This is a genomic window from Alkalihalobacillus sp. CinArs1 (assembly GCF_947387515.1).
In the GTDB taxonomy this organism is placed as follows: Bacteria; Bacillota; Bacilli; order Bacillales; family Guptibacillaceae; genus Guptibacillus.
Genome location: NZ_CANDOB010000001.1, coordinates 596551 through 612761 on the forward strand (window position 1 = coordinate 596551; position 16211 = coordinate 612761).

The 16211-nt window shown below is 40.1% G+C and carries 15 protein-coding genes; 3 read left to right on the forward strand and 12 right to left on the reverse strand.

Annotated features, from left to right (window positions below; translation table 11 throughout):
* Positions 1–86: 86 nt before the first annotated feature.
* The 6 genes from PFZ69_RS03255 to sppA form a co-directional block, all read right to left on the reverse strand.
* Positions 87–1079, reverse strand: coding sequence for a class I SAM-dependent methyltransferase (locus PFZ69_RS03255; protein WP_270179589.1), 993 nt, complete (start codon positions 1077–1079; stop codon positions 87–89).
* A 134-nt stretch (positions 1080–1213) separates the two neighbouring features.
* Entirely contained in the window at positions 1214–1711 is a 498-nt protein-coding gene (gene tpx / locus PFZ69_RS03260; RefSeq protein ID WP_270179590.1) for a thiol peroxidase, read from the reverse strand.
* A gap of 124 nt (positions 1712–1835) precedes the next feature.
* Positions 1836–2369 carry a GerW family sporulation protein gene (gene ytfJ / locus PFZ69_RS03265; RefSeq protein ID WP_270179591.1) on the reverse strand — a complete coding sequence of 178 codons (534 nt, stop codon included), beginning with the start codon at positions 2367–2369 and terminating at the stop codon, positions 1836–1838.
* 25 nt (positions 2370–2394) lie between these two features.
* Positions 2395–3000 (reverse strand): DUF2953 domain-containing protein, encoded by a 606-nt coding sequence (locus PFZ69_RS03270; protein ID WP_270179592.1) that lies wholly within the window; start codon positions 2998–3000, stop codon positions 2395–2397.
* An 84-nt stretch (positions 3001–3084) separates the two neighbouring features.
* A complete protein-coding gene (locus PFZ69_RS03275) occupies positions 3085–3558 on the reverse strand; it encodes an RDD family protein (RefSeq protein WP_270179593.1) in 474 nt (157 codons plus the stop codon).
* A gap of 14 nt (positions 3559–3572) precedes the next feature.
* A complete protein-coding gene (gene sppA / locus PFZ69_RS03280; protein ID WP_270179594.1) occupies positions 3573–4568 on the reverse strand; it encodes a signal peptide peptidase SppA in 996 nt (331 codons plus the stop codon).
* A 230-nt stretch (positions 4569–4798) separates the two neighbouring features.
* On the opposite strand from sppA, the gene PFZ69_RS03285 reads away from it, so the two are divergent.
* Positions 4799–5596: an NAD kinase gene (locus PFZ69_RS03285; protein WP_270179595.1), complete on the forward strand. Its 798-nt coding sequence runs from the start codon at positions 4799–4801 to the stop codon at positions 5594–5596.
* Between the two features lie 36 nt (positions 5597–5632).
* Here PFZ69_RS03285 and PFZ69_RS03290 read toward each other — a convergent pair whose 3' ends face one another.
* A complete protein-coding gene (locus PFZ69_RS03290; protein WP_270179596.1) occupies positions 5633–7228 on the reverse strand; it encodes an amidohydrolase in 1596 nt (531 codons plus the stop codon).
* A 168-nt stretch (positions 7229–7396) separates the two neighbouring features.
* On the opposite strand from PFZ69_RS03290, the gene PFZ69_RS03295 reads away from it, so the two are divergent.
* Positions 7397–8470 (forward strand): undecaprenyldiphospho-muramoylpentapeptide beta-N-acetylglucosaminyltransferase, encoded by a 1074-nt coding sequence (locus PFZ69_RS03295; protein ID WP_270180603.1) that lies wholly within the window; start codon positions 7397–7399, stop codon positions 8468–8470.
* Between the two features lie 45 nt (positions 8471–8515).
* Here PFZ69_RS03295 and mbcS read toward each other — a convergent pair whose 3' ends face one another.
* The 4 genes from mbcS to PFZ69_RS03315 all read right to left on the reverse strand — a co-directional run bounded on the left by mbcS (position 8516) and on the right by PFZ69_RS03315 (position 12856).
* On the reverse strand, positions 8516–10096 hold the full coding sequence (mbcS, locus tag PFZ69_RS03300) for an acyl-CoA synthetase MbcS (protein ID WP_270180604.1): 1581 nt from the start codon (positions 10094–10096) through the stop codon (positions 8516–8518).
* A 142-nt stretch (positions 10097–10238) separates the two neighbouring features.
* Positions 10239–10427, reverse strand: a complete 189-nt coding sequence (locus PFZ69_RS03305; protein WP_442865086.1) for a small, acid-soluble spore protein, alpha/beta type — start codon at positions 10425–10427, stop codon at positions 10239–10241.
* A gap of 88 nt (positions 10428–10515) precedes the next feature.
* Positions 10516–11712 (reverse strand): tRNA uracil 4-sulfurtransferase ThiI, encoded by a 1197-nt coding sequence (gene thiI, locus PFZ69_RS03310; RefSeq protein ID WP_270179597.1) that lies wholly within the window; start codon positions 11710–11712, stop codon positions 10516–10518.
* A gap of 7 nt (positions 11713–11719) precedes the next feature.
* Positions 11720–12856 carry a cysteine desulfurase family protein gene (locus PFZ69_RS03315; protein WP_270179598.1) on the reverse strand — a complete coding sequence of 379 codons (1137 nt, stop codon included), beginning with the start codon at positions 12854–12856 and terminating at the stop codon, positions 11720–11722.
* Between the two features lie 281 nt (positions 12857–13137).
* Between PFZ69_RS03315 and brnQ the strand changes: the two genes are divergently transcribed.
* Entirely contained in the window at positions 13138–14460 is a 1323-nt protein-coding gene (gene brnQ / locus PFZ69_RS03320) for a branched-chain amino acid transport system II carrier protein (protein ID WP_270179599.1), read from the forward strand.
* A 53-nt stretch (positions 14461–14513) separates the two neighbouring features.
* Here the strand turns inward: brnQ and ezrA are convergent, their stop codons facing one another.
* The gene (gene ezrA, locus PFZ69_RS03325; RefSeq protein ID WP_270179600.1) at positions 14514–16211 is read right to left on the reverse strand and encodes a septation ring formation regulator EzrA; all 1698 of its coding nucleotides are present in this window, start codon (positions 16209–16211) and stop codon (positions 14514–14516) included.

Below are 16211 nucleotides of genomic sequence, written 5' to 3' on the forward strand. Positions count from 1 at the left end.
CACCCAAAATGACTTTATTCAAGATGAAAACCGCTTACATAAAAGTATTCCGCCAATTCTGATTTGTAAACGTTTCATAACGGATGTTAGGTAAGCTGTTGAAACCATCCGTTTATTTGTTGCATCATATTCACCATCGCTTCTCTGTTGGAGAAAGAAGGGAGCTTTGCCATCATCACTTGCTTCGGTTTTAGAGCCTTATCGCCTTTTTTCTGAACGACAAGAATGCTTTTAGCTTGCGCTTCGTTAGCAAAGAGGCTCGTTGGAAGTTGAATGATTCCGTGAATGTTCGATCGTTCATTGATTAGGTTTTGAATGTGATGACCTCTTTCATCATTGAACAAGAAGTTAGGAATCATAAAGAAGAGCATTCCGGATTCTTCTGTCATATTTAAACTTTGCTCGATTAACAGGTGATGAACATAAGACATCCCTTCATCAGCTTTTAACGTATAGTTCAGAGCAACTTCCTCATGCGGATAATACCCAACAGGTAAATCTGTAACGATCGTATTTACTTGTGGCACATAAAGGTCTTTTACACTATCTTGATGTAAAAACTCAACTTGATGCTTTTGCAGGTTTGCATTAATAAATCCAATGTGCAGTAATAAATCATCAGCATCTGCCCCATAAGACAAGACCTTTTGTGTTTTAAGCTGATTTAAGACAGCAGTCAGTAAATTGCCGGTACCTACTGCTGGGTCGAGAAGCTTCACTTCTTCAAGATTTAATACTTCTGTGTATTTGTTTACGAGGAAACCAATCAGATGCGCAACACTATCCGGTGTCATAGCATGATGAGGTTGAACACCTTTTTTCATACCTTTTAATATCGCAAGCTGAATTCCTTTCCGAATCGTTTCTTTTTCTGCACCTTCTAGAGTAAGTGGTTCATATAGCTTCTTAAGACGTTCGATGGTCTCATCGTCTAATTCTTCTTGAAGCACAGATTCTTCAAACAAGTTTAAACCCGTTTCAACAAGTGCTTCTAAATAAGTCATATCTAATTTATTTTGAATAACCAATGTCGATTCATCGAGTATGTTGAATAAGTTTTCTACAGTTAATTCGTTCATTTTTTTGGCCTCCTGCCTATTAGTTCGCCGATTCTATTGTAAACAGTAAGGAACCGTTTCGCAAATAACATCGTTTATGAGGCGAAGACGATTTTAAAAAGGACTTCGATGTACACCATCGAAGTCCTTTCCTGTTAGTCAGCTTGTTTTGCAGCTTCTAATGCTTTTTCATAGTCAGGGTGATCTGTTGCTTCACTGAGATACTCTGTGTAAACAACCTCATCTTTACTGTTCACAACGAAAACTGCTCTCGTAAGTAAGCGAAGTTCCTCAATCGCAACACCATATCCTTTACCGAATGATAAGTCACGATGATCTGAAAGTGTGATTGCATTTTCAATTCCAGCAGCTCCGCACCAGCGTTTTTGAGCAAATGGGAGGTCGGCACTGATCGTTAGGACTGATACATTATCAAGCTTAGCACCTTCTTCATTGAATCTACGCGTTTGAGCATCGCAAACCCCAGTATCAAGTGACGGAACAACGCTGATCAGACGAACTCCAGAATAATCTGAGAGCTTCTTTTCCGACAAGTCGTTCGCAAGCACAGTAAATTCAGGCGCAGTGTCACCTTTCTTAACTTCTTCTCCAAGAAGAGTCATAGGCGTACCTTTAAATGTAATATTTGCCATGTTAAAACCTCCTTTATGAGTTGGTCGTATGTACGACTATCCTCATCATATCGGTGACTCGTTATTATTTCAAGAAAAGTGGTGTGTTGTCATACATAAAAAAAACCCGGTATTTTAACCGGGTTTAGAATCCTAAATCCTGTTTTTCGTCATTTTGTTGTTGGCCTCTTTGCTGAGAGCGATACTTGCCTTGAGATTGCCTTGACTGAGAATGATCCGATTGACCATTTTGACTACTCTTATGGTTGTCTTTTCCCTGGCTGCCCATGCTTTGAAGCATGCCTTGTATTTTCTCGATCGCCTGTGGAGCAAGGTCTAAAAGCCTTTCATAAAGGTGAGTCGTATTATCGAGATGAATCATTTTGATGTCGCTACCACTTACGATTAAGAAAGCAATCGGAGTAATCGATACACCGCCACCACTTCCACCACCAAAAGGCTCTCCTTTACTTTGATCCTTTTGCGAAGACTGAGATTGTGATTTAAGCATGAATTCGCTACCGCCCGCAGCAAACCCAAAACCTACTTTTGATACGGTTAAAATCACACTTCCGTCCGGCGTTTCTACCGGATCGCCAATGATCGTATTAACATCGATCATATCTTTCAAGTTTTCCATCGCTGTCTGCATGAGTCCTTCTATCGGATGCCCACCCATATGAATGCCTCCTTCACTTATACCGTTAAGCCTCCTGAAGCTTTTTCTGAGACTTCAATAATTTAATCACCGCGATCATAGCATGCCCCAGTTTGAAAGTTATCATGCATCTTATATAAGTCTGAATTGTTTTTACTTCATACATCGGCGTAACGATCAGCTGAGGAACGGCTAGTAAATTTGTGTAGTGTGAGAGAACAGCAAATAAAGCTATTTTAGTATTCAGCAATAAATCAGCTCCTACTGCTGTCGTCGCTGCATTCCCTATTCCAATATTAGTTTCCCATTGAACAGTTCTTATGTTTGTCTTTCGTAGCATGAATGAAGCTGCTTTCCTACTTTCCATCCCCCTACTAAACCATATCTTTGACTTTTTTATTCCTTCTAGTGGCGAAAAACGTTTCTGTTCTCTCACTTTTTCCTTTAACTCTTCTTCTTTTTGTTCAAGCAGATCATTTAAAGGAATCGTCGTAGAGTGAGAAATGAGGCCAAACAACGCTGTAATTTCAACTGCCACTTCCTCAACTGCTTTAGAATGCTCCACCATCAATGTGAGTTTGACTGTTGAGAACAATATAAGCAAAGTTACTAATAGAAGTAGTATGAATATGATGCCGACTGCGATATACATGTTTGCCCTCCACCTCCCACCACTCAATAAAACAATTATGTATAGAATAAACCTGCCCAATAGAGGCAGGTTTATTCAAAAATATTATTTTTCTTCATGAACGACGATTGTATCTGCAAAGATATCATGGAGCCCTTTTTTCTGCTTAGTGAAGCCCACCATGATATATCCTACAAATAAAATTGTTTTACTAATAAACCTTCCGATCCCTTCTCTAAAAATGACAGTTCCCCACGTGAGATCTTCCTTTTTTTCTTTCCTAACAGTTAATCCAAACAACATCTTGCCTAATGTTTGAGAAAGGAATTTTGTCATCAAGATGAAGTAAGCATAGAAGACGATTCCTGTCAGAACACCTTGTATAGGTAAGAATCCCGGCTCGCCCGGAGGAATTTCAAGCCATTTCACAAAAGGTGTAATCAGAATTCCGTTCAAGCTTGCAATTACGATAACGTCAACGATATATGCCCAAAATCGCATCCAGAAACCCGCATATCTAACACTGGATTCCTCTACAGATGCAGGAGGGGCAGTATGCACGTTCATTGTCTCATCCATTTCTGCCTACCTCCTTATTCAGAATATAAATACATGAGTTTCGGTGATGGCGGAGTTGATAAGAGCTGCTGGATTCCGAGCAGATCTTTTTCTGATCCCATCAGCTTAGCTGCCGTCATTTCGAACAGAGATTCGAAGCCAAAACTCTGCTTATACTGAACGACTCTAAGCTTGCTGTCACCAAGTTCTCCTCTCATATCGTTTATCGTATCTTCAAGATTACCTAACCCATCAACAAGGTTAACATCTTTTGCTTGACGGCCATCATAGATTCTCCCATCTGCAAGCTCTTTCACTTGGCTTTCATCCATTCCTCTTCCTTCGCTAATCACTCGAACGAATGCTTCATAGGAGTTATCGATCATCGATTGAAGAATTTCACGCTCTTCTTCACTCATTTCCCGATTTGGAGACATGATATCTTTATAAGGACCGCTCTTAATCGTTTCCCATTTCACGCCAACTTTTTCAGCAAGCTCAGAATAATTCATCGACTGCATGATGACGCCAATCGATCCAGTAATGGTTGATGGACTCGCATAGATTTTATCTGTAGGAGCGGAAATGTAATAACCTGCAGAAGCAGCCATACTACCCATTGAAACGTATATCGGTTTATCCGTTTTCTCTTTTAATTCGAGAATCTTGTCATGAATTTCTTCACTTTCAACCACTCCACCGCCAGGAGTGTTGAGCCTGAGTATAATCCCTTTTACGCTATTATCTTCACCAGCGTGCTCTAAGCGTTTCAAAAACACGTCATGGTTATAACCTGCCTGAGGTAAAAAGCTCGAGCCCTGTGCTGTGTCTTGAATAACACCTTCTACATTTAAAACGACGATCTTATTGAGGCTCTTCCCCTCTTCGATAACCGTTTCTGCAAATTCATCGGATGAATTCAATTCTTCTTGCCAGTTTCCAAAGGCAAGGCTTGAAACAACATTGAATCCAATCGAAACAATAATTAATACCACTGCAATTCCAAGCGCTAGCCATCGTTTTCCATTCATAATAGACCTCCTCTACATTCTACCTTATGTACGTCTTTGCTCGGTTATTGGTTTCATAATTTCGAGAATACCATACAGATTAACGAACTGCACCATTTTTGAAATGTAAGGAATGAATTTAAGGCGTAAAGATAAACTAAGGACGCACTGATAAAATAGCTAATTTTTTCTTTTTTCTAAATTCAGAGAATGGTACAGTTAAGAAGACAATCGTTGGAGGAGGAATTCACATGCCAAATCGTCGTAATTTATTTTTCTTCTATAAAGAGACTGAAGAACTTCGAGAAAAAGTTGAACCTTTAAAAGAACTTGCAAGTAAATATGATTTTCATGTTGTAGACGATCCGAAAGACGCGAGTATCATCGCGAGTATCGGAGGGGATGGATCTTTTCTACAAGCAGTAAGAAAAACTGGTTTCCGTGAAGACTGCCTTTACGTTGGAATCTCTACAGGAGAGTTAGGGTTTTATTGTGATTTTCACATCGATAACTTGCCTGAAATGGTCGAGAATATCCTATCAGAAGGAATTGAAGTAAGACGTTACCCAACGATCGAGGTTAATGTTAACGATGAATCTTCTTTCTTTTGTTTAAATGAATGCACGATTAGATCGTCGATCATCAAAACACTAGTGATGAATGTTCATGTAGAAGACTTCCATTTCGAAACATTCAGAGGAGACGGATTGATCGTTTCGACTCCTACGGGTAGTACTGCTTATAGCAAGTCTGTTAGCGGAGCTGTCGTGGATCCGAAATTAGCATGTATGCAGGTTAGCGAAATTGCTTCACTCAATAACAATCATTACAGAACGCTCGGCTCTCCGTTTTTATTGAGCGACGAGAGAACGCTCTCGCTTGAAGTCGTACAAGATGGAAACGATTATCCAATCATCGGAATCGACAACGAAGCACTAAGTATCCAACACGCAAAGAAACTTACGATCCGCATCCCAGATAAGCGAATCAAGACAGTCAAGCTGAAAGACAACTCGTTTTGGCACAAAGTGCAGCGCAGTTTTCTATAATAAAAAAGCACCGCATGTTTGCGGTGCTTTTTCATATTAATCAAAGTCTTGATATTGAATGGTTTCATCGATGACAGTCATAACGGCTTTTGTGTCTAACATCAAGTCAGGATCACAAGTAAAGATATCACGGTTTAACACTGTAAAATCAGCATCCATACCTTCCTTAATGATTCCTCGCTCCTTTTCTTTACCTATCGCATATGCGCTTCCCTTTGTGAACAAGCATACTGCTTCATACACAGAAAGCTTTTGATCAGGATAATACCCATCATGAGTGTCGTTCGGCCTCTTCCGAGTCACAGCCGCATGTATCCCTAAAAGCGGATCAACTGGTTCGATTGGTGCATCTGACCCACCTGCAATCGGAATTCTGTTATCGAGTAACGTTTTCCATGCGAACGACCATTTCATCCGTTCTTCACCTAAACGCTCCATCACCCAAGGGAAATCAGAGGCAACGAATCTTGGCTGGATATCTAATATAACCGGCAGTTGTTTTAGCCTATCGATTAAATCCTGGTTAACGACTTGAGTATGAATCAAACGATCTCTGAGACCATGATGTGGTGGATGTTTTTCGATCGCATCGATCGCATACTCTAACGCTAGGTCACCGATTACATGGATTGCAACTGGCATATGATGAGCCCTTGCTTTTTGCACAAGTTTTTCTAACCCTTCTACACTGTGGATCGCGACTCCAGAAGTATTTGGTGAATCATTATATGGAACGCTTAACAAAGCAGTACGTCCGCCAAGAGCTCCATCTGCGAATAGCTTCATCGCACCTAATTCAACATATTCTGTGCCATCCCCAAAACCTAGACCCTGCATCCTCATCTCTTCGATCACTTCGTGGTGGACAAGCAAATTAGCTCTAAACTTTCGGGTACCATTGATTACATTTAGAAACGTTTTGTATGTCCGAGTAAATCCTCCATAGTAATTAAGATCTTCCGTATGACCACCTGTAACACCTTTTGAAATGAGGTCGTCAACAGAAGAAGTCAGTGCTTTCTCAAGAAAAGAAAGACTTACTTCTGGCATCGCGTCTTTTACTAATTCTTGAGCTTTATCAAGAAGGTATCCAGTGGCCCTTCCGTCGTTATCCCTCATGATGACACCACCTTCAGGATCGGTAGTGCTATCTGTTATGCCTGCTAGGTCCATGGCGATCGAATTCGCAAGAATGGCGTGTCTACAAACTCTTGTGAGCATCATTGGATTATTAGGAGCAATTCGATCGAGTTCATCTCGATGGAATATTTTTCGATCCGGAAAATTATTTTCATTCCAACCTTCACCAATGATCCATTCATTAGGAGAAGATTCATTAACTTTTTCAACTAACAAGCGTTTCATCTCTTCAGCTGAATCTACTAGAGACAAATCGAGTCGAAGAAGCTTCTCACCGTGACCTATCATATGAAGGTGACTATCAACAAAACCTGGAATCATGACATTCCCTTTTAGATCATGCCAGGATTGTATATGATTTCCAAATTCATCGGTTAGCTCTGAAAACGTACCTGTTTTCACAACCTGACCACCTTCTGTATAAACGGCTTCCACTGTGAGTCCCTCATCGACGAGGGTGTAGATTTTTCCACCATACCAAAGCTTCCCCACTGAAATTCTCTCCTTCTCTATGTAAAATATCAAAATGTAGATATATTGTATCATTACACTCCTGTACTGTGAATCTTCTGGATTTTCACACACGACTCTTTGTACAAATTTAACTCATGATACAATAAGGAGTACGCTATGAACATTTGTGAAAGTGAGGGCAATACGTTGAAGAAGAAAATACTATTTACTGGTGGGGGCTCTGCTGGCCACGTTACGGTAAACTTGGCATTAATACCCCGTTTTCTTAAAGAAAATTGGGATGTTCATTATATTGGCTCAATAAATGGAATTGAGCGCGAGCTGGTTGAACCAGTTTCCGGCGTGACCTATCATCATGTGGCCACAGGCAAATTACGACGTTACTTTGACTGGAAGAATTTTAAAGATCCATTTAAAGTAGTAAAAGGCGTGGGGGAAGCGTTCGCCATCATTAAGCGAGAAAAGCCCTCTGTTATATTCTCAAAAGGTGGGTTCGTTTCAGTTCCGGTTGTTATTGCAGCTAAATTAAACAAAGTTCCGGTTATCATACACGAATCAGACCTAACGCCAGGACTCGCAAACAAAATAGCGATTCCATTTGCGTCTAAAGTATGCACAACTTTTCCCGAAACCGTTAAGCACCTTCCTGAAAGTAAAGCAGAATATATAGGTGCAGTCGTTCGAGATGAGCTGAAGCAAGGTAAAAGGGATGCCGGCTTATCGTTTACTGGTTTTGATGGGAGGAAGCCTGTGATGTTAATCATGGGAGGTAGCCTTGGAGCGAAGAAAATTAATGAAGCGGTAAGAAACAAGCTTGATGAGCTACTCCAAACGTTCGATATCATTCATTTAACAGGAAAAGGTCAATTAGATAACTCTCTCAATCAAAAGGGTTATAAGCAATATGAGTATGTTTCCGAAGAACTTCCTGATCTATTGAAGATGGCTGATTTAATTGTTTCTCGTGCTGGTTCAAATTCTATCTTTGAGTTCCTAGCTCTTAAAAAACCAATGTTGCTCATTCCACTTTCGAGGGCTGCCAGCAGAGGTGATCAGATCTTAAATGCACAATCCTTTAAAAAATCCGGCTATGCGAATGTGCTCCTTGAAGAAGATCTTAATCCAGCTTCTTTCATGACAGCAGTTGAAGAAACATACACCAACAAAGATCGATACATCATTTCGATGGAAGAAGATAACGCAGGCGATCAAGCAAGCAAAATTGAGCAATTGATTAAAACGACAGCAAAGAAAAAATAAGAACGACCAAAAATAAAGAGGACCGTGGAGGTCCTCTTTATTACGTTATACACTTTGTTTTTCTTTTTGACGTAATTCAATTCTACGAATCTTCCCAGACGTCGTTTTTGGAAGTTCCTCTATAAATTCAATTTTACGAGGGTACTTGTAAGGTGCTGTTAAATCCTTTACATGCTTCTGAAGCGTTTGAACAAGCTCCTCACCTGCTTGTGAAGGATCTTTTAACACGATATATGCCTTAACGATGTTACCTCTGATTTCGTCTGGACTTGCGACTACAGCGCATTCTCGTACCGCTGGATGTTTCACAAGAGCGTCTTCTACTTCAAAAGGTCCGATCGTATACCCAGAACTTATGATGATGTCGTCGCCTCTTCCCTCAAACCAGAAGTAGCCATCTTCATCTTTTGAAGCTTTATCTCCAGTTAAGTAATAGTCTCCTCTAAACGCCATTTGCGTACGCTCTTCGTCTTTGTAATAGCGCTTGAATAATGCTGGTACGTCTTTATGAACAGCGATATCTCCAACTTCTCCAACTTGAACGGGCTCCCCCTCCTCATTAATGATTTCTACTTGATTACCTGGGGTCGGTTTGCCCATAGAACCTGCCTTTACTTCCATACCTTTAAGGATACCAACTAGAAGCGTGTTCTCTGTTTGACCATAGCCATCACGTACATCGATGTTAAAGCATCTTCTAAACGTGTCGATCACTTCTCTGTTAAGTGGCTCTCCAGCAGACACTGCACTTCTTAAAGCAGGTAGATCGTACTTCTCTAAGTCGTCTACTTTAGCCATCAAACGGTACTCAGTTGGCGTACAGCATAGAACATTGATATCATACTCACCTAAAAAGCTTAAATATGTCTCTGGTTCAAATTTGCCACTGTATAAGAATCCAGTAGCCCCACTACACAATGTCGCTACAAACGGGCTCCAAATCCACTTTTGCCACCCTGGTCCTGCAGTTGCCCAAACGTTATCACCCTCTTGAATGTCGAGCCAAGATTGTGAGGATGTTCTAAGATGGGCATATGCCCAACCATGACTATGTACGACTCCCTTAGGATTCCCAGTCGTTCCAGACGTGTAAGACAAAAACGCCATATCGTCTCGTGCTGTTTCCGCAGCTTCAAAAAAAGCGCTCTCATTTTGTGATGCTTCAAGAAGGGAAATCCATCCGTTCACTTCTCTGCCAACTGTAAATTTCAGCTGAAGAGACGGAGCTTCTTCCTCCACGCCATCGAAAGCTTCAAATAAAGCAGAATCACAAATAACAGCTTTGGCTTCAGCATGATTGATACGGTACACTAGATCTTTTTTACGCAGCATCTCAGACGATGGAATGACGACAAGCCCTGCTTTTAAACAAGCAATATATACAGCATATGTATCGATTTGTCTTGGCATCATGATTAATACTCTGTCTCCCATAGAGAGGCCATTTGTGGTTAATGCACTAGCTATTCGATTCGCCTGTTCAATTAGGCCTGTATATGTAATTTCCTGATATCCACCTTCATCATTTCTCCACTTTAGGGCAAGCTTTGATTCGTCACTAGTGAACTTTTCAATCTCACTCGTGAGATTGTACGTTTCAGGTGCGATTAAATTTTGCAAGTTGATTCCTCCTTTAAGTTCAATAGTTTTATTATACACAAAAGTTTAAAGGTTTTGAATATTTACAGAAAGCTTTCTCTCTCACTCGCGTTACTGCACCAAAAAACGGAAGAAGCATCAGCTTCTTCCGCTATCCACGTTTATGAAATTATTTACCGCTGTATTGCTGTTCAGACTGCTGTACAAGACGCTTCGTAATCTCTCCGCCAACAGATCCGTTGTCGCGAGCTGAGCAATCCGGTCCAAGATTCACACCGAATTCAGAAGCGATTTCATACTTCATTTGGTCAAGTGCCTGCTGTACACCAGGTACTACAAGTTTGTTTGATCTAGCCAAGGTAATTCACCTCCTTGACACTATCGTTTGATAGAAAAGGAAGTGCTATCCTAATTAAGTTATGGCAGTAACTCTAAAACTTGGAAATCTAGAGTAGATCGGCGAAATCATCCTCATTTTCTTTTATAACGATTGTTTCAACACCTGATACCGCTTCTTCAACTAGCTCATCGATAGGCAAGTATTGCTCGAACTTATTGGCATGTTCACGTTTAGGTCTTGTCTTTGGAGCCTCTGGTAAAAATACCGTACAGCAATCTTCATAAGGTCTAATTGAGATATCATACGTATTGATTTCTCTTGAGATATTCATAATATCTACTTTGTCCATCGAGATCAACGGACGGAGAACAGGATAGTTCGTTACCTCATTGATCGTGTTCATACTTTGAATGGTTTGACTTGCAACTTGTCCCAAGCTCTCACCAGTCGTAATCGCTAATGCCCCAGTCTGTTCAGCGATCCTTTCAGTAATTCGCATCATCATTCTTCTCATAATCGTCATGCTATAGTTATCTGGCATCTCGTTATGAATGGTTTTCTGCGTGTTTGTAAACGGTACGATATGAAGGCGGATATCCCCACCATATCGTGCCAGTACTCTTGTCAGGTCTTCTACCTTTTGTCTTGAGCGCTCACTTGTAAAGGGAGGGCTATGGAAATGAACAGCCTCAATTTTCACGCCTCTCTTCATCGTTAAATATCCCGCTACAGGACTATCGATTCCTCCTGATAGCATGAGCATCACTTTATTATCTTGATTCGTTGGTAAGCCACCAGCACCTTCTGAGTGATCACAGCTAATAAATGCACCATCATTTTTCACTTCAACTCTCAGTTCACGATCGGGATGGTGTACATCTACCGTCAAGTTCTCGGTATTACGAAGTACATATCCACCGATCTCTCTATTCATATCTTGAGAGCGGTGTGGAAACTGCTTGTTAGGACGCTTAACCGTTACTTTGAAAGTCTTGATTCCTTCAGTTTGTTGATTACGCATAAGTGTTAATGACTTTTCTTTAATGTCTTCAAGATCTAACTCTGCTTTAACTGCGACACTTAGCTTATGAATACCAAAAACTGTCTTGAGTTTTACTAAAATGGGCTCAGGATCTTGACCATTCAGTTTGATCACCATCCGATCAAAGGATTGCGTTACGATGATATTTTCAAACTCTGACGTCACTTTCTTCACTCGTTTTTTGAGTGAATTTATGAACCCTTTTCGATTTTTTCCTTTTAGTGCAATTTCACCATATCGGACTATTATATGATCATACATTGTGTTATTACCTCATTACTTCTTTTAGTTTATGAATTGCTTTTGTTAATTCTAACAGAAACACATCAAGTTCTTGCTCAGTTGTTTCGTAAGATAAACTAACCCTAATCGCTGCGCTAGCTCTAGAATTAGAAACACCTAATGCTGTCAGTACATGACTTGGTTCAGCTGTTCTAGAAGAACAAGCAGAACGTGTTGATACATAAATGTCTTTTTCTTCTAAAGCGTGGATCAATACTTCTGGTTTTATGCCTGGTACAGAGAAATTGATGATATGAGGAGCGCTCTTCGTTGGTGTATTCATAACAACTTCTTTAATTTCTTCTAACTTCTCTATATACTTTATCTTTAAATCATTCAATTTTTTAACATTAGATTGTGACTTCTGCATATACAGCCTAAGTGCTTTAGCAGTAGAAACGATACCTGGAACATTTTCTGTACCTGATCGGAATTCATTCTCCTGCCCTCCGCCTGAAAGCAGCGGAAATAGTGACACATTTTTTCGCTTAACTAATAGTCCGCTCCCTTTTAGGCCATGAAACTTATGAGCTGAATAGGAGACGAGATCGGCTACTGAATGAACATCACTTGCTACCTTTCCAACTCCTTGAACATCATCAACATGAAACAAAGCGCGAGACTTCTCTTTTATTATACTACCTAGTTCATTTATCGGTTGAATGGAACCAACCTCATTATTAACGTGCAAAAGGGAGACAAGGATTGTATCTTTCGTAAGTGCTTCAACTAGATCATCTTTTGAAACCTGTCCTTCTCCATCAACAGGGAGGTAAGTAACGTCAAATCCCATCTTTTCTAGCTGTCGGAACGACTCCATACTCGATGCATGCTCGGTTTGTGACGTGATTAGGTGTTTTCCACGCTTCATATGTTCGAATGCGGTTCCCTTTATCGCTAGATTGTTACTTTCAGTTCCGCCTGACGTGAAGATCACCTCTTCCTCTTCAACACCTAACAAAGAAGCAATACTTCTCCGCGCCTGTCTCACTAATCGCTCTACCTCTCCACCTTTTCGATGCAGAGAAGAAGGATTCGCAAAATAATCGAATGCTGTTTTCTTAAAAGCCGCGATGACTTCATCATAGGGCTGGGTAGTGGCACTATTATCCAGATAAATCATTTTATGACACCCTCAGTCGTTATTAATTTCCAACTAATAATCTTACCATAGGGTTTACAGATAGCCAAACATAATCCTCACAATTCCTAAAAGTTTTTTTCTATATAATCTACCAAAACTATTGGTCCATTTTTCCAATTAACGACAAACCTTATCAACAGTGGCTTATTATTATTTGAATTTTAAAACATTTACGACTTTGTTATGTTTTGTCGATAAATTGTGTTAATATGAAGTCCGAAAATTACGACACGCGTTTGAATGGATCGGGAGGACAACTGATGGAAGCGAAATTAACAAAAAAGGAAACGTTTACAATTGGATTGATGCTCTTTGCACTTTTTCTTGGTGCTGGTAATATGATTTTCCCTCCTGCGCTTGGTCAAGGAGCAGGAGAAAATATTGGTGAAGCGATTATCGGGTTTCTAATTACTGGTGTTGGTTTACCTTTGCTAGGTGTAACGGCTATTGGATTGACTGGTGGAAGCTTGAAGGATATCGCTTCAAAAGTAAATCCTACATTCGGGTTTCTTTTCACTGGAATTCTTTATTTAGCGATCGGCCCATTCTTTGGGATTCCACGAACAGGTACCGTAGCTTTTGAAATAGGGGTAGTCCCTTTTTTAAGTGAAACGGCGAATACAACGGGTATGCCGCTTCTCATTTATACGTTGATATTCTTTGGACTAACCTTTTGGTTTGCTCTTAACCCTACTCAACTTGTAGATCGAATTGGGAATATCTTAACCCCTATATTAATCGTAGTTCTTGGAAGCTTGATTGTTGGAGCATTCGTTAATCTACCAGATGAACTATCAACTCCAAGAGAGGGTTATCAGAATGGCGTATTCTTTAAAGGGTTCTTAGACGGTTACCTCACTATGGATGCAATAGCCGCACTTGTTTTTGGAATCGTCATCATAAAAGCGGTCAATGACAAGGGAGTCACCAATAAAAAAGTCGTCGCCTTTTCTGTTCTAAAAGCCGGCTTACTTGCAGCGGTTGGATTAACGATCATTTATTTGTCTCTCGCATATATTGGTGCCACAAATCTTGATATCGTAGTCTCTGCTGATAACGGTGGCGCAATCCTATCGAGTGTTGCGAACTATCTATATGGAACATTTGGTACGATCCTTCTGGGAGCTGCAATCACTTTTGCGTGTTTAACAACATCCATTGGTCTTGTGACAGCTTGTGGGGAATATTTTTCAAAAGCTTATCCAAAACTTTCATATAAAACTGTTATTCTTATCGTTACGGCTTTTAGTGCTTTTGTAGCGAACCTCGGACTGTCCCAGCTTATTGCATTTACGGTACCAGTCTTAATCGCTATCTATCCGATTGCGATAATATTGATCTTCTTAACTTTCATTAATTTTGTAGTTCCACTGCATCGTTCTATATACAAATGGGCGATTACATTTACGATCATAGTCAGTATACCTAAAGCCTTAGAAGGCAATATTCTTCCAAAATTAGAATTCATGAATTTCTTACCGCTCTACAGCGAAGGAATCGGCTGGCTGTTACCGGCGATTTTAGGAATCATCATAGGATTGATAATATCTCAATCACAAAAACCAACTAAAGCAAGTAGTTAGTTGGAAAATACCATAAAGAGAGCCTTCCTCTAATGAGGAAGGCTCTCTTTTCTTTATTGATTTACAGGTTCTCGAACATCCTCTTTCAACGATTCCAGCACTTGTGGATCTACCTTCTCAATAGCTGCTTCTGCAGTTGAGAGGGCTTCTTCGTATTCGTAATTTCTGAAATGTTCTTCTGCCTTCAATAGGAGATCATCTACGCTTCTGTACTTACCTCTGTAGCGATTCCCGTATTGAATAAGTTTCTCTGTTAATACAGAATCTTCAACAAGCTTCTGTGTAGATTTACAGCTTTCAGCTACGACTCTTTCAGCTTCAGAAAGCACCTGATTAATCTGGTAAATATCTAGCGGGACATCAGATAATCGATCATTTAACTCCACGATCATATCTTCAGCACGCTCATATCCTTCTAGATAAGACTCAGGGATACCAGGTATATTACTTAGCTTCATCAATCGCTTCGATTCGATCAGCTTTCGCTTTAATTCTTTTATCGTTTCTAATGCTCTTAACTCGTCTTTTCGGAGCATGTGAAGATTTTCTTTTTGAATCTTCAATTCTTCATCTACAGCCGCTAAATCTTCTTTTAGTTTGATTGCATTCTCAGCAAGCAAAGAATATGCCTGTTGGTTGTTATCGACAGCATCTTGCACTGCTTGGAATCTCACATAAAGATCAGATAGCTTCATCTCCAGTTCTTTTATCGCCTTAAGCTCTTGTTCTTCTAATCTGTAACTCAATTGAACAACATTACTTTCTTCCTGGAGCTCTTGAAGGTGATTGTTCGTTTTCATCAATTCATGTTCTAGCTCTTCTACTTTTAGAGTAACGAAGTGTCTAGCTTCCACTTCATTTTCTAACTGGTCATACAACCCTTCAATCTTCACGCGTACATCATCAATCTCGGTTTTGATCGATTGAACTTCTGTCGTTTCAATCGCCGTCTTCCATTGCTCAAGCTCAGAAGAAATTTCCTCGATTTTCGTATCGATTTCTAAATGGTCTAGAACATAGCCTTCTGATTCCATTGCAGAAGTACCATCCTCAAGCTCCTTAAGCTGCGAAGGAATCTGGTTATTCACAAGTACGATCACTTCAGGTGTAATTGAAATTTTCTCTTGAACAACGTCTAACCGCTCTTGTACTTGGACTAACACATCTCTAGCTTCAAGATAATTTCCTTCTTCTGTCAACTGCTCATATTTTTTGAGCATATCGCGGAGGGCTTCAACCTCGCTATCGAGCACAGGAAACGCTTCCCCTAGCGAGCGATTTTGAGATAATAAGCGTTGCTTGGCTTCTCTGAAGTCCTCTTGTACTGAAGAGATCTCGGTTCGGTTTTGTTCTTCACTTGAAACAAGTTCATCGATATCTTTCAGTAATAGTTCGATTCTCTTTTCAGCATGTTCTAAACGATTTTGTGTTTCTTCTAGTTTAGCTCTTGCTTTTCTGAAGCGATATCTTTCAGCGGCTTCTTCTGTATCCATGAGCTGCTCCTCTAAATTGGGAAGCTTCACAGCGACGATTTCGTCCCACTCTTCACGCCATTTTTCAAACTTTTCTTCAGTTTGACCAGACATAACGAGTCCCTTAACTTTTGAAATTTCATCAGTTACAGGCCTATTCAGAATATCGATCTTCCACTCTTCAAGGCGATCTATTTCATTAAATATTTTTCTTCTCGCATAAGCACCGTAAATAAAAACGGCTATCATCAGTATAATGGCAATGACAATATACTCCAA